This window comes from Thiofilum sp. (assembly GCF_016711335.1).
Lineage (GTDB): Bacteria > Pseudomonadota > Gammaproteobacteria > Thiotrichales > Thiotrichaceae > Thiofilum.
Window position 1 is genome coordinate 1949746 of record NZ_JADJTF010000001.1, and the last position, 21653, is coordinate 1971398.

The 21653-nt window shown below is 43.3% G+C and carries 19 protein-coding genes; 1 reads left to right on the top strand and 18 read right to left on the bottom strand.

Translation table 11 applies throughout. From position 1 onward, the window contains the following. Positions 1-168 precede the first annotated feature (168 nt). The 6 genes from IPL34_RS09255 to IPL34_RS09280 form a co-directional block, all read right to left on the bottom strand. Positions 169-723 carry a YidB family protein gene (locus IPL34_RS09255; protein WP_296841001.1) on the bottom strand — a complete coding sequence of 185 codons (555 nt, stop codon included), beginning with the start codon at positions 721-723 and terminating at the stop codon, positions 169-171. A 32-nt stretch (positions 724-755) separates the two neighbouring features. After that, positions 756-1214: a peptidoglycan-binding protein LysM gene (gene lysM / locus IPL34_RS09260; protein WP_296841004.1), complete on the bottom strand. Its 459-nt coding sequence runs from the start codon at positions 1212-1214 to the stop codon at positions 756-758. A 149-nt stretch (positions 1215-1363) separates the two neighbouring features. After that, positions 1364-2119, bottom strand: coding sequence for an NlpC/P60 family protein (locus tag IPL34_RS09265; protein WP_296841007.1), 756 nt, complete (start codon positions 2117-2119; stop codon positions 1364-1366). Positions 2120-2432: 313 nt separating this feature from the next. Next, entirely contained in the window at positions 2433-3497 is a 1065-nt protein-coding gene (gene arsB, locus IPL34_RS09270; RefSeq protein ID WP_296841012.1) for an ACR3 family arsenite efflux transporter, read from the bottom strand. Positions 3498-3501: 4 nt separating this feature from the next. Continuing rightward, positions 3502-3912, bottom strand: a complete 411-nt coding sequence (locus tag IPL34_RS09275; protein ID WP_296841015.1) for an arsenate reductase ArsC — start codon at positions 3910-3912, stop codon at positions 3502-3504. Between the two features lie 284 nt (positions 3913-4196). Beyond that, positions 4197-4841: a hypothetical protein gene (locus IPL34_RS09280; protein WP_296841017.1), complete on the bottom strand. Its 645-nt coding sequence runs from the start codon at positions 4839-4841 to the stop codon at positions 4197-4199. 158 nt (positions 4842-4999) lie between these two features. Between IPL34_RS09280 and IPL34_RS09285 the strand changes: the two genes are divergently transcribed. Continuing rightward, complete coding sequence (locus IPL34_RS09285; protein ID WP_296841019.1) at positions 5000-5782, top strand: alpha/beta hydrolase; 783 nt, start codon at positions 5000-5002, stop codon at positions 5780-5782. A gap of 121 nt (positions 5783-5903) precedes the next feature. Here IPL34_RS09285 and IPL34_RS09290 read toward each other — a convergent pair whose 3' ends face one another. From IPL34_RS09290 to IPL34_RS09345, 12 genes are all read right to left on the bottom strand, one after another. Then, positions 5904-7799: a propionyl-CoA synthetase gene (locus tag IPL34_RS09290; protein WP_296841022.1), complete on the bottom strand. Its 1896-nt coding sequence runs from the start codon at positions 7797-7799 to the stop codon at positions 5904-5906. Between the two features lie 22 nt (positions 7800-7821). Then, positions 7822-9009 carry a 2-methylaconitate cis-trans isomerase PrpF gene (gene prpF, locus IPL34_RS09295; RefSeq protein ID WP_296841025.1) on the bottom strand — a complete coding sequence of 396 codons (1188 nt, stop codon included), beginning with the start codon at positions 9007-9009 and terminating at the stop codon, positions 7822-7824. A gap of 134 nt (positions 9010-9143) precedes the next feature. Further along, positions 9144-11753 carry a Fe/S-dependent 2-methylisocitrate dehydratase AcnD gene (gene acnD, locus IPL34_RS09300; protein WP_296841028.1) on the bottom strand — a complete coding sequence of 870 codons (2610 nt, stop codon included), beginning with the start codon at positions 11751-11753 and terminating at the stop codon, positions 9144-9146. Positions 11754-11891: 138 nt separating this feature from the next. Further along, the gene (prpC, locus tag IPL34_RS09305; protein WP_296841031.1) at positions 11892-13040 is read right to left on the bottom strand and encodes a 2-methylcitrate synthase; all 1149 of its coding nucleotides are present in this window, start codon (positions 13038-13040) and stop codon (positions 11892-11894) included. A gap of 11 nt (positions 13041-13051) precedes the next feature. Further along, entirely contained in the window at positions 13052-13942 is an 891-nt protein-coding gene (gene prpB / locus IPL34_RS09310; protein WP_296841033.1) for a methylisocitrate lyase, read from the bottom strand. Continuing rightward, the gene (locus tag IPL34_RS09315) at positions 13939-14622 is read right to left on the bottom strand and encodes a GntR family transcriptional regulator (RefSeq protein ID WP_296841036.1); all 684 of its coding nucleotides are present in this window, start codon (positions 14620-14622) and stop codon (positions 13939-13941) included. Before IPL34_RS09315 ends, prpB begins: the two co-directional genes overlap by 4 nt. A 227-nt stretch (positions 14623-14849) precedes the next feature. Next, positions 14850-15734, bottom strand: coding sequence for a caspase family protein (locus IPL34_RS09320; protein ID WP_296841039.1), 885 nt, complete (start codon positions 15732-15734; stop codon positions 14850-14852). Positions 15735-15771: 37 nt separating this feature from the next. Continuing rightward, a complete protein-coding gene (locus IPL34_RS09325; RefSeq protein WP_296841041.1) occupies positions 15772-16224 on the bottom strand; it encodes a hypothetical protein in 453 nt (150 codons plus the stop codon). 18 nt (positions 16225-16242) lie between these two features. Further along, positions 16243-17583 (bottom strand): SUMF1/EgtB/PvdO family nonheme iron enzyme, encoded by a 1341-nt coding sequence (locus IPL34_RS09330; protein ID WP_296841044.1) that lies wholly within the window; start codon positions 17581-17583, stop codon positions 16243-16245. Between the two features lie 23 nt (positions 17584-17606). After that, complete coding sequence (locus IPL34_RS09335; protein ID WP_296841047.1) at positions 17607-19580, bottom strand: caspase family protein; 1974 nt, start codon at positions 19578-19580, stop codon at positions 17607-17609. A gap of 311 nt (positions 19581-19891) precedes the next feature. Further along, positions 19892-20062, bottom strand: a complete 171-nt coding sequence (locus IPL34_RS09340; protein ID WP_296841050.1) for a hypothetical protein — start codon at positions 20060-20062, stop codon at positions 19892-19894. 236 nt (positions 20063-20298) lie between these two features. Next, entirely contained in the window at positions 20299-21651 is a 1353-nt protein-coding gene (locus tag IPL34_RS09345; RefSeq protein WP_296841053.1) for a sigma-54 dependent transcriptional regulator, read from the bottom strand. Positions 21652-21653 lie beyond the last annotated feature (2 nt).

Here is a 21653-nt window from a genome sequence, read left to right on the forward strand (position 1 = left end):
GAGAGCATTAGCAAAAAGGCAATGCGATTAAGAGGTAATAAGATTAATTAAAATAACCTAACGCGAAAACATCGACTACAGACGCGGTAGCAAACCACGGTTTTGTGCAGCAAAAATAAAAAAAGCCATCACAAGGATGGCTTTTTCACGCTAACTGAAATTAATCCATTAACGACCGAGGATTTTACTCGCTAAACCAATAGCACCGGATACCCCACCCACTGAATCGAGTAGGCTACCCAGATCTAATGAACCACTAGGTGTCGCTTTATCCACCATCTGTGGCAGGGCTTGTTGTAAACCTTTTACCGCTTGATCAGGGCTGATACCTAATTGCTGCGCAAACGCAGAAATTTGGTCTTGACCCACTAACTGAGTGATTTGATCCGCATTTGGCGCTTGATTCGGACCGGTACTAATCCAAGATTGCACCATCGACATCAAACCACTATCAGCTTGAGCAGGAGCAGCAGGAGCGCCACTACCGAGTAATGACGTTAGACCACCTAATAAGCCGCCACCTTGAGCAGGAGCTTGCTGAGCACCTCCTACCATAGAGGCTAAACTACCTAATAAGCCACCTTGACCTTGATTATTACCGCCACTCATTAAACCCATCAGCGCGGTCGCAATTTCAGTCATTTCCAATTGTCCATCACGGTCACGATCCAATTGTCCTTGGAACAATTGCGCACCGAGCTGAACCATAGTACTCATATCCATTGGTTGTTGCCTTTTAAACTAGAGGTGACACATTAGATGTTTTTAGGAATACGGATTTTTTGACCTACGAAGATTTTGTCTGGATCTTCGATAACTTCACGATTAGCTTCAAATACTTGATTATATAAATGACCTTTGCCATAAGCACGCTCAGCAATTTTCCATAATGTGTCACCTTTCTGGATGATGTAATATTCATCATCAGATACAGCGACTTGAGCTTGTTGAGCTGGATTACCCGCTACAGTCATATTATCCGCTTTAACTTCCTGAATACCCATCGCATTACCGACCATCAGTACTGCTTTTTCAAGTGCTTCTGGAGAAGATGCATTACCGCTCACAGTGGCAACACCGTCTTGTACTTGAACTTGTAAGTTCTCTACGCCAGGGTTATTTTGCTCAACGTGTGCTTTTAACGCATCCGGTGCTTCTTCTTCGCTGCCGAAAATTCTTTTACCAATATTGCGTGCAAAATCAAATAAACCCATTTTGATACTCCTCTGATTTTTAAAATGAAAGACGCAAGTCAAGTATAGCTAGATTTGCCTGAATTATCGAAGCTCATCTGTAGGCTGAGTCTCACCGACTCGCCATTAAGTTCATATTAATACCATTAAATATACATGTAATCAGTAGATTAGCCTACAAAAGTACCATATTTAACAATACGTTTTTGCCAATAACTCTTACTTAAATTATCTACCATCACTCGCCCACCACCAGAAGCTGCGTGGATAAAGTTACCGTTTTTTACATAGATGCCCACATGGCTCACGCCTTTACCTAAGGTATTAAAGAAGATTAAATCCCCCGGACGCAGTTCTTTACGTGAAATAGTGCGGCTAGCACGACTTTGCTCGGCTGCGGTGCGGGGAATAGAGCGTCCTAAGGGTTTATGAGTCAATTGAATCAGGGCGCTACAATCTAAGCCTTCACGCACTGAGTTACCCCCATATTTATAACGCACCCCTAGCACTTGATGGGCACGATCTAAAATAACGCGCCGTTCCGCTGGCATAGGCTGTTGTTGTGGGGCTTGTATCATAATGCGCTCCACAGGTGGAGCATATTGCGCACTTTGTTGAAAGGGGAGTAGGCGTCTAGGTGGAGGGGCATACTGAGGAGCAGGGATAATTTCAGCCGGATAATCCGCTTGATAGCCTACGGGAGGGTAGTAGGGTTGCTGGTAGTGCTCAAAACGTTGGACAGGACGGCGTACCCCATAGTTAGGTTGTGGAGTATAACGAGGTTGCACGGGATAACTAGCGGGTTGAACATAAACAGTTTGCTGATAGTGCTGTTGATGACCATAAGGGTTAGCATGAGCACTAGGGGTAGTCATCATAGACACTAAAGCACTCAGCCCAACAGGGAAGATCGATAAGCGCAGCATAACATATAGCCTTTATTATAGTTTTTATTATAAATGAAGGACTTATTTAGTCTCTTCACACTCAATTGGAGCGTTTTCGATGTTAATGCAGGTCACTATAACGAGCTTGTTTAGCGTGTGCTAAAAAAAAGGTATAAGGGGTAGTGTGTTATTTATGCAACAGTTAAGCTTAAATGCAATCAAACTAATTAAAGGTAAGGCAAAATAAGCAGTTAACGAGCTGCTTGCTAAAGATTGTAAAACGGCTGTCGTATTTTCGCTAAGGGTTAAAAAAACATTAAGGCAACTTTTTAACCATTAGCAATTAGCCTATTTATTGCTTATTTTCATACCAATGTTTTGAGCGATTCACAATAGCGACGACGGACAGCATGACGGGCACTTCCACCAATACCCCAACGACCGTAGCTAAAGCCGCCCCCGAATTAAAGCCAAATAAGGCAATCGCCGTAGCCACTGCTAATTCAAAAAAGTTACTCGCTCCAATTAAAGCAGAGGGTGCAGCAATACAGTGCGCAACTCCTAGTTGGCGATTCAACCAATAAGCCAACATCGAATTAAAATAGACTTGGATTAAAATCGGAATAGCGAGCAGTAGAATAATGAACGGTTGAGCTAAGACTTGTTGCCCTTGAAAGCCGAATAGTAATACCAAGGTGATTAATAAAGCGGCTAATGACCAAGGCTGAATAGTTTTTAAAGTACGGTCTAAGTGCCCTTGTGCTAATAGCCAGCGGCGCAACACTTGGCTCACGATGACTGGAATGACAATATAAATGAGCACCGATAAAAATAACGTATCCCACGGCACAGTAATAGCATAAATACCCAGCAAAAACCCTACTAAAGGTGCAAAGGCAATAATCATAATTGCGTCATTAAGCGCAACCTGTGACAGTGTAAAATGCGGTTCACCGTCTGATAAGTTGCTCCACACAAACACCATAGCGGTACAAGGAGCGGCGGCTAATAGAATCAAGCCCGCAATATAGCTATCCAATTGGTCGGACGGTAACCAATCGGCAAACAGTACCCGAATAAATAACCAACCTAGTAAAGCCATAGAAAAGGGTTTGATGAGCCAATTAATGAATAAAGTGACACCAATCCCTTTCCAATGCTGGCTAACTTCCTTTAACGCTTTAAAGTCGATTTTTAATAGCATGGGAATAATCATCAGCCAAATCAACACCGCGACTGGCAAATTGACTTGTGCTACTTCGAGCTTGGCTATGCCTTGAAACAGGCTAGGAAATAAAGCGCCTAACCCGATGCCTAAACCGATGCAGAGTAATACCCATACCGTTAAATAGCGCTCAAACAGTCCCATCGGTTGACGTGTCTGTGACTTAGCCACTACTTCACATTGTGCCGACATATAATTAGCCCTCTAAACCTAATGCGCCGCGAACCGCTGGCACTAAGCGAGCGCGAATATCATCTCGAACAGCTATAAAGCTGTCTAAAGGTTCGCCGTGTGGATCATGGAAGGGCATGTGTATGGTTTTAACAGGACGCGGGAAAATAGGGCAAGACTCTTTAGCGTTGTCGCATACGGTGACTACTAAATCGATAGGCTCATTTAGAAACACATCGACATCTTTAGGATATAAGCCCTTAGTGGGTAAACCTGCTTGCTCTAAAGCAGCGAGTGCACCTTCAGCGACTTTAGGTTGAGGACGAGTACCTGCTGATACAGTGCGCACTTGTCCGGCAAGCTCGTGATTCAATAGTGCTTCAGCCATTTGCGAGCGACAGGAGTTACCTGTGCATAAAATCAATACGGTGAACATAAAAAGCTCCCTCTATCTAGTCAATGGGGCTGGAGCTTATCATATTCGTTTAAATGAATATATGAAGATTTGAATACAGTTTGAGCCACTAAGTCTCTAGCTAAAAGTAAGCGTGCGTTTTTGGAGCAGTCTTGGCAGCAAGGATGCCGCTTTAAAGCGTACAGGAAGGTAGTTACAGCGTCTGCGGAGGAAATGCACGCTTACTTTGGCTCAAGTACTTAGGTAGCTATCAGGGCTTTAGTTTTGTGCTAACTTCACTAAAGCCCCCGTTTATTAAAAAATTATTAGCGATTAGGATTATCAAATGAGGTGGTCAATGCACAGCCCTTTTGTTTACCAATGACAGACACATCACGATAAACCGTGTAGCTGCTATCATTGAGTAAACGATTGCGTTGTTCTTTTGCCCATGCAGTGTTATTGGATTTAAGTTTTTGATATTGTGAGTCTTTTTGCTTAATGGTGGCGTCGAGTTGATTGAGTTCGGTTTGTAATTGGTCGCAGGACATCGACTCATAATCTTTTTTAGGCATCACTTTTACAAAGCTCACATTAGCTTGGGTCAAAGCCACTGGACTATTGGCGACATCGACACAGTTACGCTGCCCCATAGTTAAGTTTTCGCCTGCACTAGAAAGCGCTACTTGGCAGGTAATGCCGCGTGTATCGGTAATCGTGCCGACTAAGGTAGTGCCTTGCAGGGTGAGAGGATAGGACTTATTGCCTTTAAACATGATCAGGTTTTCACCATAGACTTTAAAGACCGCAGGTCCACTGGCTGAGCGTCCCCAATTGCCTTGGAGTGTGCTTAAGGTAGGATTGCTGCTGATAAAGGGAGTGCTAGTATCAAGGTCACTCATAGAGGTAGTACCACAGGCACTTAAGGTTAAAGTGCACAAGAGAGTCAGTGAAATATAGGGTTTCAACATAACTAATCCTTTAGTTGTATTATCCAATGTGCACAGTATAGACCATTCTAAAAAGCATCCACAGAGGTCAATAAAACCAGACTAAGTGTGTATTGTAGCGGCTAGATTAACGCGTTAGGCTATACTGTATACAACACAATAAGCGGGAGGAGAGTGCAATGACCTTAGGTTATACCACCATTGGGCAAGGCTCGGAGTATGTCTTGGTCTTTCATGGCTGGACGAGCGACCATACGGTCTGGAGTCCTATTTTTCCTGCTCTGGATACCCAAACCTTTACTTATGTATTTCCCGACTATCGTGGCTATGGTAAGTCAAGCCATCTCACGGGCAGCTATACTATGAAAGAAATCGCTGCCGATATGCTTGAGCTGATCGAGCATTTAGGCTGGATGCGCTTTCATATGATCGGTCATTCGATGGGGGCGATGGCGATGCAACGTGTGCTAGTAGAGATTAATGACTGGCAACGGATCAAGTCTGCAATAGCCGTTACACCAGTGCCCGCTAGTGGTGCGCAATTAGATGAGCGTAGCTGGGCCACCTTTGAAGCCTCTATTACTGATGATAATAGTCGCTATACCATTATGGATTTCACTACAGGTAAACGTCTTCCTAAAACGTGGCTGGATAAAATGGTACAAGAATCCAGAGCGACCACCACTGAAGAGGCTTATGCGGGTTACTTAAAAGCATGGGTCTATGAGGATTTTTCCGAGCTAGTGGTGGGGCTAAATACCCCTATGCTAACGTTGGTCGGAGAATGTGATTATGCGATTACTGAGCCGAGTATGTTAGCCACCTACCTAAAATGGTATCCCAATGCGACTTTAGAAGCATTGTGTAATAGTGGGCATTATCCTATGCAGGAAATTCCGCTCTCGTTTGTTGCGGCTATAGAGCGTTTTATGAAACGTTTTATGTTAGTGCCTACTTTCTAATACATGCGTACTTCAACCAGTACAAAATAGAGCTTGTGCTGTTATCGATAGGATAATCATCTAAGCAGTACCCGATCTTTATAGGTCGAGTACTTTATTGAGCGACTACACTAAAAAGTGATTAAGAGCCGACTTTAGCGCCCTTGCTACTTAAGAGTGCTTCCAACTCTGGCATGATCGCTGGATCATCAATAGTCGAAGGTACAATATATTCCTGACCATTAATCATTTGGCGCAAATTCTTGCGTAAGATCTTACCAGAACGGGTTTTCGGTAGACGTTGCACGATATAAGTGTCTTTATAGCAAGCAATCGCACCGATAGAGGCACGGATCATTTGAGCCAGTTCTTTGCTAAATTCAGCCTCATTGATTTGTGCGCCTGTTTTGAGCACCACTAAACCGATGGGGATTTGACCTTTGAGATCATCATCACGCGCAATGACCGCGCACTCTGCCACCGCAGGATGACTACCGACTACCTCTTCCATTTCACCGGTAGAGAGACGATGACCTGCTACGTTCATCACATCATCTACGCGACCCATGACGAATACATAGCCATCTTCATCGATATAGCCACCATCACCTGAAGCATAATAGCCTTCAAACATGGACAGATAGCTTTCTTTGAATTTCTCTACACTGCCCCATACGGTCGCTAAACAGCTAGGGGGTAAGGGGAGCTTGAGTGCAATATAACCTTGTTGACCACGCGGTAACTCTTGGCCTGACTCATCCAGAATTTGCACATTAAAGCCCGGTGTCGGCACAGTGGAAGAACCCAATTTAATCGGCATAGGCTCTACCCCTTGCAGATTGGCGGTAATCCCCCAACCGGTTTCAGTTTGCCACCAGTGATCAATCACCGGTTTACCACTCTTATCCATGAGCCATTGCTGTGACGGTGGATCTAAGCGCTCGCCCGCCGAGAAGATAGTAGTCAGTTTGCTCAAATCATATTGCTTGAGGAATTCGCCTTCAGAATCTTCTTTCTTAATCGCACGGAAGGCGGTTGGAGCCGTGAATAGGGCTTTTACCCCATATTCGGAGCACACACGCCAGAATGCACCGGCATCAGGCGTCATAATCGGTTTACCTTCATACACAATCGTCGTGCAACCGTGTAAGAGAGGCGCATACACAATATACGAGTGACCGACTACCCAGCCCACGTCTGAAGCGGCCCAGAATACATCGCCTGCTTTGAGGTTATAAATCGCATCCATACTGTAATTCAGGGCGACTGCATGACCACCGTTTTCACGCACTACGCCTTTAGGTTTACCCGTAGTACCGGAGGTGTAAAGAATATACAACGGATCAGTGCCTTTAACCGGAACCGGAGCCACAGGTTGGGCATGTGCCATTAATGCAGACCAATCATGGTCGCGTCCAGCAGTTAAGGGCGCAGTGCATTCAGGGCGTTGGAAAATAATGCAGCTTTGAGGCTTATGGCTAGAAAGGTTAATGGCTTTATCGAGTAAGGGTTTATACTCAATAACGCGCTTAATCTCAACGCCGCAAGAAGCTGAGATCATAATCTTAGGTTGTGAGTCTTCAATACGCACGGCTAGCTCAGGTGCAGCAAAGCCTCCGAATACTACCGAGTGAATCGCTCCTAAACGCGCTACTGCCAACATGGAAATCACCGCTTCGGGGATCATGGGCATGTAAATAATAACGCGATCACCTTTGGTTACACCAAGGCTAGCCATCATGCCCGCCGCTTTTGCGACTTCATTACGTAGTTGGCTATAGGTGTAAGTAGTTTTGGTATTGGTAACAGGTGAGTCATAAATAATGGCAAGCGTGTCACCACGACCTTGTTCAATATGGTAATCCAAAGCCATATAACTGGTATTTAACTCACCATCAGCAAACCAGTGATAAATACCATCAGAATCTTGAGAAAGAATCGTTTCAGGAAATTTAAACCAAGGTAAGGCTTGGGCTTTTTCACGCCAAAAGCCTTCAGGATCGTTCATCGACCGTTGATATTCTGCTTGGTAGCTCATGTTTATCTCCTCCTGCAAATAATTAAAAACTGTCACCCGGAACACGCACCCAACCTTCCATCAGGATACGTGCACTACGACTCATAATCGCCTTGGTAACTTTCCATTCGCCATCTTCCAATTTAGCTTCCGCACCGACGCGTAACGTACCAGACGGGTGTCCGAAGTTGACCGAAGTACGCTCACCACCACCCGCTGCTAAATTGACTAAAGTCCCCGGAACTGCTGCTGCTGTACCAATCGCTACCGCTGCCGTACCCATCATGGCATGGTGCAATTTGCCCATAGACAGAGCACGTACTAATAAATCCACATCGGACGCATTAATTTGCTTGCCGCTAGAGGATTTATAGTCTTTAGGTTTAGAAACGAACGCAACTTTGGGGGTATGTTGACGAGTAGCGGCTTCTTCGGGGGTTTTGATCAAACCCATGCGTAAAGCACCTGCAACACGGATTTTCTCTAAACGTGCCAAAGCTTTCGCATCGTTATTAATCGCTTCACGTAATTCGGTTCCGGTATAGCCAATGTCTTCGGCATTGACAAATACGGTCGGAATACCCGCTGTAATCATGGTGGCGGGGAATGTACCCACGTCAGGCACTTCTAGCTGATCGATGAGGTTTCCAGTGGGGAATAGGCTACCCCCGTCTTCACCATCATCAGAGGGATCTAGAAACTCTAATACAATCTCAGCCGCTGGAAAGGTCACACCATCGAGTTCAAAATCACCCGTTTCTTGTACCTGTCCATTAGTAACAGGCACATGGGCAATAATGGTTTTGCTGATATTCGCTTGCCAAATCCGCACGGTGCAAACGCCATTATCTGGGATACGTGACGCATCCACATAGCCAGCATGAATCGCAAATGCGCCTGCACCTGTGGATAAATTACCGCAGTTACCACTCCAATCCACAAAATCCTTATCAATCGAAATCTGTCCGTACAGATAATCAACATCGTGATCCGGTTTGCTGCTTTTGGATAAAATAACGCATTTACTGGTGCTAGAAGTCGCACCTCCCATACCATCAATATGCGCACCATAAGGGTCTGGACTACCAATCACACGTTGAAATAGTTTATCTCGTGCTTTGCCCGGTACTTGTGCTGATTCGGGCAGGTCTTCAAGGCGGAAGAATACGCCCTTACTCGTACCACCGCGCATATAAGTCGCGGGGACTTTGACTTGAGGAACATTAGACATAGTTAGCCTCGTTTTTTTCCCTCACCCCAACCCCTCTCCCGAAATGGGAGAGGGGCTAAGATAAGATGTAACAAATGTTTTGAGTCTTATTCCCCCTCTCCCATTTCGGGAGAGGGGGCTAGGGGGTGAGGGTTCTAAGCGGCGTTCGATTCCAAGAAATCTTGGGCAAAACGTTGCAGTACACCACCCGCTTTATACACTCGTACTTCCGCAGCGGTATCTAAACGGCATTTGACCGGAATACGCACGGTCTCGCCATTTTTGCGATGCATGACTACGGTTAGGTTAGTGCGTGGGGCAATTTCGCCTTCTACATCAAAGGTTTCTGTACCGTCGATGTTGTAAGTTTTGCGAGTTTCGCCCGCTTTAAATTCCAGCGGTAATACGCCCATACCGACTAAGTTAGTCCGGTGAATACGCTCAAAACCTTCCGCCACAATCGCTTCTACACCCGCTAAACGCACGCCTTTAGCTGCCCAGTCACGGCTGGAGCCTTGACCGTAGTCAGCACCGGCGATAATGATCAGGTTTTGCTTGCGATTCATATAGGTTTCAATCGCTTCCCACATACGCATCACTTGACCGTCTGGCTCAACACGGGCGAGTGAACCTTTCTTCACTTGACCATCAACAATTGCCATTTCATTGACTAATTGTGGGTTAGCAAAAGTAGCGCGTTGTGCGGTTAAGTGATCACCACGATGCGTGGCGTAAGAGTTGAAGTCTTCTTCCGGTAAGCCCATTTTTGCCAAGTATTCACCTGCCGCACTGTTTAGCAGAATGGCATTAGAAGGTGATAAATGGTCAGTGGTGATATTGTCTGGCAGAACCGCTAATGGACGCATACCTTTTAAAGTACGCTCACCCGCCAATGCACCTTCCCAATAAGGGGGGCGACGGATATAAGTCGACATAGGGCGCCAGTCGTATAAAGGACTAGCCGCTTCTTCCACCTTGCCCAAATCAAACATCGGAATGTAAATTTGTTTGAATTGCTCAGGTTTAACGGATTTCGCAACAATTGCGTCGATTTCTTCGTCAGACGGCCAAATATCTTTTAGCTTAATGGAATTGCCTTGGGCATCAGCACCTAGCACATCATTTTCAATATCAAAACGCATCGTACCGGCAATGGCATAAGCGACAACCAAGGGCGGTGAAGCTAAGAACGCTTGTTTCGCATAGGGGTGAATACGACCGTCAAAGTTACGATTACCTGACAACACCGCAGTAGCGTATAAGTCGCGGTCAATGATTTCTTGCTGGATCTTGGGGTCTAATGCGCCCGACATACCGTTACAGGTGGTGCACGCAAACGCCACAATACCAAAGCCTAACTTTTCCAGCTCAGGTAGTAAACCTGCTTCTTTCAAATACAACTCAGCCACTTTAGAGCCGGGGGCAAATGACGATTTCACCCAAGGCTTACGCACTAAGCCTAGTTCATTAGCTTTCTTAGCTAATAAGCCTGCTGATACCACGTTGCGAGGATTAGAAGTATTGGTGCAGGAGGTAATCGCCGCAATAATTACAGCACCGTCTGGTAATAAACCTTGTGCTTCTTCTTGCTTCGCAGACGCTAATTTAGCCTCATCCGCAATACCGCGCTCTTGTAAAGCTGAAGTCGGTAAGCGCTTGTGTGGGTTAGAAGGGCCTGCCATATTACGCACGACGGTAGAGAGATCAAACTCAAGCACGCGTGGATATTGGGCATTTTTCAGCGCATCTGCCCACAAACCAGTGGTTTTGGCATAGTTTTCAACTAATGCTACTTGCTCTGGTTCACGACCAGTCAGTTTCAAGTAGTCAATGGTTTGTTGGTCGATGTAGAACATCGCAGCCGTCGCGCCATATTCAGGGCACATATTAGAAATGGTCGCACGATCACCAATCGAGAGGCTATCCGCACCGTCACCAAAGAATTCTACATAAGCACCGACCACGCGCTCTTTACGTAAAAACTCGGTCAACGCTAATACGATGTCGGTCGCGGTAATACCGGGTTGACGTTTGCCCGTGAGTTTCACACCCACGATGTCAGGTAGACGCATCATGGAAGGATGACCGAGCATAACGGTTTCGGCTTCTAAACCACCCACGCCGATGGCAATAACGCCTAATGCATCAACGTGTGGCGTGTGTGAGTCAGTCCCTACGCAAGTATCGGGAAAGGCAACACCGTCACGCGCTTGAATCACCGGAGACATTTTCTCCAAGTTGATTTGATGCATAATGCCATTACCGGCTGGAATCACGTCCACATTTTTAAACGCGGTCTTAGTCCACTCGATAAAGTGGAAACGGTCTTCATTACGACGATCTTCGACTTCACGATTTTTGCGGAATGCTTCGGGATCAAATCCACCGTACTCAACCGCTAATGAATGGTCGACAATTAATTGGGTAGGTACAACAGGGTTCACCTTAGCAGGGTCGCCACCTTTATCGGCAATCGCATCACGTAAGCCCGCTAAATCGACTAATGCCGTTTGACCTAAAATGTCATGGCATACCACACGAGCGGGATACCAAGGAAAGTCTAAATCTTGGCGACGTTCAATTAATTGCTTTAAAGAGTCAGTCAGCGCTTCAGGTTCACAACGACGCACTAATTGCTCGGCTAGTACGCGTGAAGTATAGGGTAGGGTGTCATAAGCCCCTGCTTGGATAGCTTCGACAGCAGCACGGGTATCAAAGTAGTCTAAGTTCGTGCCCGCTAGCGGTTTACGGTAGTTTGTATTCATAGGTATTCAAATTCTATTAGGTTTTAACCCCTCCCTAGCCCACCCTTTATCAAAGGAGGAGAGCGGGAGATCTAGCTTATACACTTCAAGCTCCCTGCCCCCCTTGTGGGGGAAGGGCTGGGGAAGGGGGGAAATAAATTACTTGCGCTCGTTCAGTGGAGTCCATGTCAGGTTTTCTGGCCCTACATAATTCGCACTAGGACGAATAATCTTGCCGTCTTGACGCTGTTCAATCACATGTGCTCCCCAGCCTGTTACCCGTGCAATCACAAAAATCGGGGTAAACATATCGGTGGGAACACCCATTTGGTTGTAAGACACAGCGGAGAACCAGTCGAGATTCGGGAACATCTTTTTCACGTCCCACATCACGCTTTCTAGGCGCTCAGCCACATTGAACATAGTCATATCGCCATTTTCTTCTGACAGGCGTTTGGCTACGTTTTTAATCACCACATTGCGCGGGTCAGCAATGGTGTATACCGGATGACCAAAACCAATCACGATTTCCTTATTGGCGACGCGCTCACGAATATCAGCCTCGGCTTGATCGGCTGAGCGATAGCGGCTTTGAATACGGAAGGCTACTTCATTAGCGCCCCCATGTTTTGGGCCACGTAATGCACCAATAGATCCGGTAATACAGGAGTAAATATCCGAGTTAGTCCCTGCAATCACGCGGGAAGTAAAGGTTGAGGCATTAAATTCATGCTCAGCGTAAAGAATCAATGAGGTGTGCATAGCACGTACCCACGACGCTTTAGGTCTGACTCCGTGCAGCAAATGTAGAAAATGTCCGCCTACGGTTTCTTCTTCACTTTCCACCACAATACGTTTGCCATTGATAGCAAAGTGATACCAGTAGAGCAGCATGGAGCCAAAACTAGCCACTAAACGATCTAATATATTGCGTGCTTCTGCTTCGGGGTGATGTTCGTGTTCGGGTAAGCAAGTGCCTAATACCGAACAACCGGTGCGCATAACATCCATCGGATGCGCTGAAGGAGGTAACGCTTCTAAGGCAGCTTTCACGGGTTGAGGTAAACCACGTAGGCTTTTAAGTTTGGCTTTATAAGCTTTCAGCTCAGCTGCATTGGGTAGTGCACCATGAATAATCAGATAAGCAATTTCTTCAAATTCGGCTTGGTCAGCAAAATCGAGAATGTCATAGCCACGATAGTGTAGGTCATTACCCGTGCGCCCTACCGTACAGATAGCAGTATTACCTGCTGCTGTACCGGAAAGAGCTACTGATTTTTTAGCTTTAGGGAGTACTTGTTCAGACATGGTGAGACCCTTTATTCAGCCCCTTGTTTGGCAAATAATTCATCGAGTTTTTGTTCGTAAGCGTGATAACCGATGGTGTCATATAGCTCCATACGGGTTTGCATAGTATCGACTACATTCTTTTGTGAGCCGTCTTGCAGAATATGGGTATAGACATTCTCTGCCGCTTTAGCCATAGCGCGGAAAGCAGACAGTGGGTACAGCACTAATTTCACGCCCACACTAGCGAGTTCCTCAGTGGTATAAAGGGGGGTCGCACCGAATTCAGTGATATTCGCTAATACCGGAACATTTACTGCTTTGGTGAATTCAGCGTATTGCTCTAATTTGTTCATGGCTTCGGGGAAAATCATGTCCGCGCCCGCTTCCACACACGCCATCGCACGATCAATCGCGGATTGCATCCCCTCGACCGCTAAGGCATCAGTACGCGCCATAATCACAAAGCTGGCATCATGACGTGCATCAACCGCTGCTTTCACCCGATCCACCATTTCAGACAGGCTCACAATGGCTTTATTAGGACGATGACCGCAACGCTTTTGCATCACTTGGTCTTCAATATGAAAGCCGCCTGCGCCTGCTTGAATCACTTCACGAGTAGCACGCGCAATATTGAATGCACCGCCCCAGCCGGTATCAATGTCGACTAATAGGGGTAGAGTAGTAACCGCAGTAATGCGCTTAATGTCTTCAACCACATCGTGCAGGGTGGTAATGCCAAGATCGGGAATACCGAGTGAAGAGGCTGCTACACCACCACCGGATAAATACAGGGCTTTGTGTCCTACCTTTTCAGCAATAATCGCACTATTAGCAGTAACCGCGCCTACGACTTGCAGGGGATTATTGTCAATGACCGCTTGGCGTAATTTTTGACCGGGAGTAAGTTTCTGTGTCATGGCTTGTGCTCTTCCTCATCCATCAGTTCACTAATACTTTTCCACGCACCGCTGATGTGGCGACGCATGAGTAACTCTGCGAGTTCGCCATCGCGGTTGGCGATAGCGTCTGCAATCTGGCGATGTTGCTGTAGTGCGGGTCTGGTACGTTGTGCCATACGGCTAGTGCGATAACGGCACATGCGTAACAGGTGGTAAAGCTCATGGGCAAGTAGGTCAATCAGCATTTGATTCCGACTGCCCAAGGCGATGTGGTAATGAAAGTCGAAGTCGCTTTCACTTTGTATGTATTGTGTACTATCACTAGCGGCAATTTGTTGTTCATGCCGATCTAGTAATTCATGCAGGAGGCGAATTTCGCCTTCACTCATATGTTCAGCGGCCATGCGGCACGCCATCCCTTCTAAGGCTTCGCGCACACGGTAGAGCTCACCCATACGGGTTTTATTGAGCTGGACTACACGTGCTCCGGCGTGGGGGATGCGCTGAACTAAACGCATACCTTCTAACTGACGTAGTGCTTCACGTAAGGGGCCACGACTAATGCCGTACCGATTAGCTAAATCGGTTTCACTCAGTTTTTGACCCTGACTGAGCTCTCCTGTGATGATGGCTTGAGTCAAGCGTAAAGACGCACGATCAGATAGCGTTCTTTCCTCATCTAGCGGTTTGGTGCTCATTGATAGGTCGCCTATTCTATTGTTGACAATCCTGCGCTAGAGCATACCATTTTCTAACATAAATGGAAGAAAAAATATGTTTTTGTTAACAAAAAAGGTTTGTAAGGGAGTTTTTGAGCAAATATTACTGAACTATAAAGAACTAGCCCCTTGTAGTGAGGATGGAATCAACTACAAGGGTAAGATTAAGTGAACCATGAGAGCTTAGAAGTGATTAGTAGTTAGGATTAAATAGTGAATGGTTTTTGTTGCTCAAATATTGGATTACTAGCCCCTTCAAGGAGGTATTGGGGCGTTTGATCCCAATTTTGAGGAATCAATTGAGTTATTTGATTCAAGAGTTGCTGATAAGTGCCATTAAAATGACCGTTGTTCCAGACCTGTAGTAATCTTTTAGTAAATACGCCTGATGGATGTGGATCATCAGGATAGGCATCGCCAGAGAGTTGAGTATCTTGACAAGCAGCGAGTTGAATTAATGAGGCTTTAAGTTTGTTGTTCGCTTTGACAAAGTCACGATTCTTGTACCAAGCTTCATCATAATCTGTTTGGTTTAGTTGGGTGATTTGCATAGCTTTGTCTAAACCTAAGCCACGCGCTGGGGGCATGGTGGTTTCGAGTGCTTTGTAATTAGATTCAGCATGGCAACAATCAGCTATATAAAGAATACGTACTCCCTCGGCAAAGTGAGCGAGTTGTGCAAATAACTCATCATCCCAATACATGCGATCATATAGACATAGGGTTTCATCTTTGGGACCTTCTGACCAAAATAGGTCTATTTTGGTTTTAGGATCTTGTCCTTGGTAGCTAACCCCTTCTTTGGTAGGTTCGTCTACGCTTTTATCCCATATCTGTGCGCCGTGACCGGAATAGCTTAGGAGAAAAATGTCACCTGCTTTAAGCTGATTAACAGCGTGTTTGATGGCGGCAATGACATTGCGAGTAGTAGCCTCCTCGGTCAGTAATAGAGTGCTGCTAAATCCTTTAGCCTTAGCTATCGCTTGCATAGCTTTGGCGTCGTTCTCGCAACCGTAAAGTTGTCCATCTTCACCGTAGTGGTTAGGATCTATGGTATTTAAACCAAGGTGTAGCGATATTCCTTTTGGCATGATGTGCTCCTTTTATTAGAAAAATTTTAAATTACGTTTAGCAACAAACATAAACAGGCTGATCTTCTGGGCAGTTCTTACATTTTTTTCTCCCACCATTACAAGGGTTACTTGTTAATTGGCGCGTAGATATAATAGCTGTAGATAGGTAGAGATTATCGATAACATCTTTGGGAATAATTGGATTGTTCGTTTCAGGGTTAGTATACTGGGCATAAATAAATTTTTTTACTCGGTTTTCTGTTTTTTGCATTATTTCTGAAAGAGCAGTAGAAAAGTCATCAGTAGTGATAAAACTTGGAATTTTCAAATGAGTATTAAATACTTTATCATTATAGTATATTTCTTTAATTCTAAACTTTTCTAAAATTTCTGGATATTTGTCATACTCCTTCACGACTTGTTGAAAGGTATCATTGGTATATAAAAATATTTCTGTCCAATCTAATTTATCTAAATTAGCTACATCTTCAGAACAACAGCTAGACATGCTTATTACTCCTTTACTCTATGATTGGTCACTAACACATCGAAATCCAATAAATAATTCAGCCGCTTCATTTGTAATACCTGCTTCAGTACTACATTGCTCATATCCGCCTTGATAGTTTCCTCCTTTTAGAATGGTGGTTTTTGAAGAGGAACTATCTTGTAGTGGATATAAACTCTGTGTCCATTCTGACAGGTTATCATTGAGATTAAATATTTCTGGTACTGTATTGCTAAAATAACTACCTACTGAGCTTAAAGAGCTACAATGATAATTAGATTTTTTTTCATTTTTTAAACAAGCTATTTCCCATTCCTCAGCCGTTGGCAAGCGCTTACCCAAAGATTTACAATATTTATCTGCATCTTCCCAGCTAACTTGTGATACTGGAAACATCATTAGGTGCGGTGCAGGCTTTTCATTTATCCAATCACTAGGTAAGGATTCTGTTTGTCTAATTTTTTCAATATATTTTAAGTATTGCTTGTTTGTTACTTCATATCTATCCATTAAAAAGCCTTTTATATTTATAACGCGTAGGGATTTTCCTAGTTTACCTATTTGGTAGTTACCCGGTTCAATTTTGAAAACCTCTTTATCTAAATCTAATTCTTCATGTATGGCTATTTGTGTATCAGGGCAGCCCGTTCTTTCTATATAATCATGCCAAAAGTATAGTGGTATTATTATGAGCATAGTTAAAATTGGTACTGCTAGTGTGATTTTTGAGGAGAGAAAGTTATAAAGTAAAATTGAAAGGTTCTTATTTCCTATAAATATTTTTGCTATGCTTTTATGTGGCTCTTTCGGCTTTATATTTAAGCTTCTAAAGTGCTTCTTTTTGTCAGAGGCTAGATCTATGGCATTATTACCATAATAGAAAGCCTTTTCAAAGTTATAGTTATGAGATAAATAAGTATAAAAACCTTTGGAAAAAGCTAGTGCCAATTCATCAGCAATAGTACTCTCCATGCCTATAACATAAGGAATATGATTAGTTAAACTTTTAGCTATATCCTCAGAAAAACAAGAGTTCAAAATAACACAATGTATGGATTTAGTGGCAAAAATTAAGTTTGCTAATCCTAAGTTTGAAATAAATTTTGAGTTACCATAGTCATCTTCCACATATATACCGTTTTTTTCACTATGACCACTAAAGTGTATAATATGAGGTTTTTTGCTAATTAATAGCTCTCTTAAGTCTTGTTCACGAATGGCTGACCTACTGATAACAATAAATCCTCTTCTATAATTGCCCTTATCTAAAGTTTCCTGAATCTCTCTAAACTCCTTATCAATACGTAATCCGCTAGTGTCCTTGGGGTTTGCAGAAATCAGAAGTATGCGTATTTTCATATTTTACTACTCAAGAGTTTATTTTAATTTTTATTACCGCGTTTTATAGTTAAACTGATCAATTGTGTTGTCCAATCAGGAGCAGATTTGGCAGATAATGCTAGAGAGCGATTATGTGTATTACTCGCCAGCTGCTCCAGAATATTTCCAAAAGCCCCTTGGTATTCTGATCTATTATCTGAAAGCATTAGACCTTGTTGTATTAATAAACTAGAATCAAATTCTTCTTCGCAAATAATAAGCTTAATAAAATCATTAACCTTTTGGATCCCAGCAGCCAATAGTTCGTCTTTAATATTGATTGGTATCGATCTACCGTCATAAGCTTTGATATTAGGCTGCTTTTTAAAGTGACCTTCTTTTTCAGAACCAGTATGACTAAGCCAACTACCGCTAGCTAAAATATTAGATATTTCCCCTGTACTTCCATCAAAGTAAAGTAAAGCAAAATATAATCTGGGTTGGTTTTCTTTAAGTTTTAGCTCTAAATTGAAAGCAGGGCTATGCCACTTATAACCATCAAAGATATAGTTAAACTCCACATCTTGATTGCTAAAGCGCTCATTATTATAAGTAATTACTATATCGATAGGATTGTTTAAACGACTACTTGGATTATATAGCGCAAGTTTCTGATGCCAGCGAGCCATAACAGCCGCCTGCTGTAATACATCGAAAGCATTATCAACCTCTGGAAATAATATCTGAGTATCATAAGCTTTCGTAATTGTATAGCTGTTGTTATGAAAATGGATGGTATACAAAGGATTTTCGGCGCATTCCTTTAAAAAATGACCTGCATCTGAAATGGTTTCATCTTGAATAAGCAGTTCTTTTAAGGGTTGAATCCCAGTTAGGTTACCCTCAAGCTTTATAGGCATTTTCGGCAGGTTACTGTGTATAAAAATGGCAGTATAGGATGACTGCTTAAGCAAATTTGTATTCTCAATACTAAGGCTGCTTTGGAAGCTTTCAATATCAACTATTTTAGCAATGCTAGTGTTAACTTTTATATGGATAAGATCAGCATTATTTTCAAATAGTGCAACTTTATCTCCTAGATGGAGACCTTGTATACTACCTGCGTTAAGTTTCCAGTGTCCCTCGTTATCTTTAAACGCTAATAATCTTAAAGGTAATAATTCAGTGCCAAAAACAGCTTGGTTAATTTGAGCACCATTAATTGCTTCAATTTGTGGGCTTTGGTTTAAAGTACGCGCTTGTATTTTTTGATAAATACGATTGCGCAGCTCTTGATAACTAATAGAATATTGTAAAGTAGATAAAGCCTCACAGAGTGCGACAGTAAATAAACCATGTCGTCCTAAATGAGCATTGATATTAGCTTCTATTGAAAACTGATAGTCTGAGCAAGCAGCGATTAGAATATGCTTTCCATTTGCAGATCGTACTTGCTCTAGTAATTGATGATTATAGTCAGCGTTTCGTATGAGGGATTTGCCAAATACATAATTGTTTAATGCATAATGGTTAATATCAGCCGGAGCTTGTCTGATACCAGCTATTAATTCAGAGGGGCGACTACCATGACCACCATGACAACAATCTAGTAAGATGACTATATGAGCACATTTTGGTGCGAGCAGGGCAATTAAATAGTGTAATTCTTTATCTAGTAAATCAGGTGTACCTCCTACTCTACTATCATGACAAACTAATGATTCATTAAAGCGATCAGGTTCTAAATCCCAAAATATTTCAGGTGCAATAGATTGTGCTCCATGACCAGAAAAATAAAACATAGCAGTATCATTGGGTTGCCAATTACGCTCTATTAAGTAATTTTGAAAGGTGTCAATGATGTTTTGATGAGTTGCCTCTTGATTAAGAAGAGTTACTAGATTGTCTGAGTGAATATTAAAGCGCTCACGTAAGGTTTTTGAAAGCAGTTCGACATCGTTCACACAGCCCATGAGCGTAGGCACTTCAGGGGCTAAGTAATGATTAATACCAATCAGCAGACCATATATTGCCATGCTTTTTGCTCCTAGTAGAAAGCAAAGACATTACAGGCTAAACTACATTGATGCCTAATTAGGTAACCCAATACCGAGAGAGTTTTATTGACTAAAGCCTGCTTACTAGCTTTTAAATTAGGTAGACTATTAAGGTATTTAATAGTTCAGGAAATTATATGATTATTCTTAATAAATAGGAAAGCATATTTCACTAGCCTATTTATTTGAATTTTCTATGGATATATTGATTTTTATTATGGTTTTTATGCCTATAGGAATAAAAACTATAGACATAAGCTAAAAAAGCAAAGAACAAAATTTAAAGGCACTTAATTACAATACTTAGCTGTCGTTGTAACCGATTTCACTTCTACCTTTGCGCCTTTATCAATCACAAACTCACTAAAGCCAATCGGATTATTCGGCTTACCCCAATCATAGGTATAACCTAAACGCGTCCAAGGATAGCCTTTGTCACCATACGAACTGTCCTTAAGCAAGTTAAACCTATATCCTTATACACAAGTTGCCAACCTACTGTAAACTTAGCTATTTTTATCAATGAACTGGTCATCTACTGAATTTAACGACCTAGATTTGGGAGACAATCGCCTCAAAGTCCGCCGTAAAGAGGTCGTGTGGTCAATTAGTCACCGCCAGCGATGGTTGGTTAGGAGAACACTTATATAGATGGGCGCTGTGGTTGATAGAAGTGTTTTAAATGAGCGCTATAGCCTCAAGGTAATGCCTCATACTTCTTAATCAAGCGATACACATTGCGCTCACTAATGTCCATGGCACGCGCTACTTTGCCTCGATGACCTTGATACTGATCCAGTAATAGATTCACATATTGCTTTTCTACTGACTCTAAAGTAGGAATTTCATCAAATTGCAGACAAAAACTTTTACGATTAGGAGGGGGATAAACACTATGCTCAGCACTCAAAGTAAAATGCTCAGCCATAATCTGCTCTGCATTGCCCGACAAAATAATCGCGCGTTCTACCATGTTTTTAAGCTCGCGGATATTACCGGGCCAAGAATATTCTAATAGCTTGTCGAGTGCTACTGAGGTGATTTGTTTATTTACACGGCGCGAGAAATCGTGATTATGAATAAAGTGATTAACCAAGGCGGGTATATCTTCTTTACGCTCCCGTAAAGGAGGCACATAAATAATAAAAGCATTAAGACGATAAAATAAATCCGCTCTAAACGAGCCATCCTGTGACATAGTAAGTAAATCACGATTGGTCGCTGCGACTACGCGCACATTAGCACTCAAATCACGCGTACCTCCTAAGCGCCTAAAGCGTCCAGTTTCTAAAACACGGAGTAATTTCGCCTGAATCGCCGGAGTAATTTCACCAATTTCATCTAAAAATAACGTTCCGCCCTCAGCACTTTCAATCAGCCCCTTTTTTTGTCGATCGGCTCCGGTAAAAGCGCCTTTTTCATGCCCAAATAACTCAGACTCAAATAAATTTTCCTGCATGGTGCAGCAATCTAAAGCAACATAACCCTGTTTGGCGACTTGGCTGCGCTCATGAATTTCACGCGCCACTAATTCTTTACCGACGCCACTTTCCCCCTGAATCAACACAGTCATCATGCTAGGAGCGACCGCACTAATTATTTTCTCGACTTCTTTAAGGGCTGGACTATTACCGATCATAAACGAGCGCGGTTTAGTCACATGCTCTTTAAGATAGAGAAACTCTTGGCGCATATTATGCGTATCAAGCGTTTTGCGAATGACCAGTTCTAGCTCATCAATATTGACAGGTTTTAATAAGTACTCCGCTGCTCCGGCCCGCATCGCATTGACCGCATCTTTAACATTGCCATAGGCTGTTAAAATAATGACGGGATAATCGGGTGTTAATAAAGGCAATAAGTTAGTACCGCGTGCATCCGGTAGGTGGCAATCTAAGAGCACTAGATGCGGGTCATGTTGTTGCAGATAGACTTGAGCTTCGGCCCAAGAGTGTACGCCCATAGCACCATAACCCATTTTATTAAGCTGCCCCACGATCAAACGATTGAGGGTGACATCATCATCAATGACTAATAAGAGGGGTAACATAA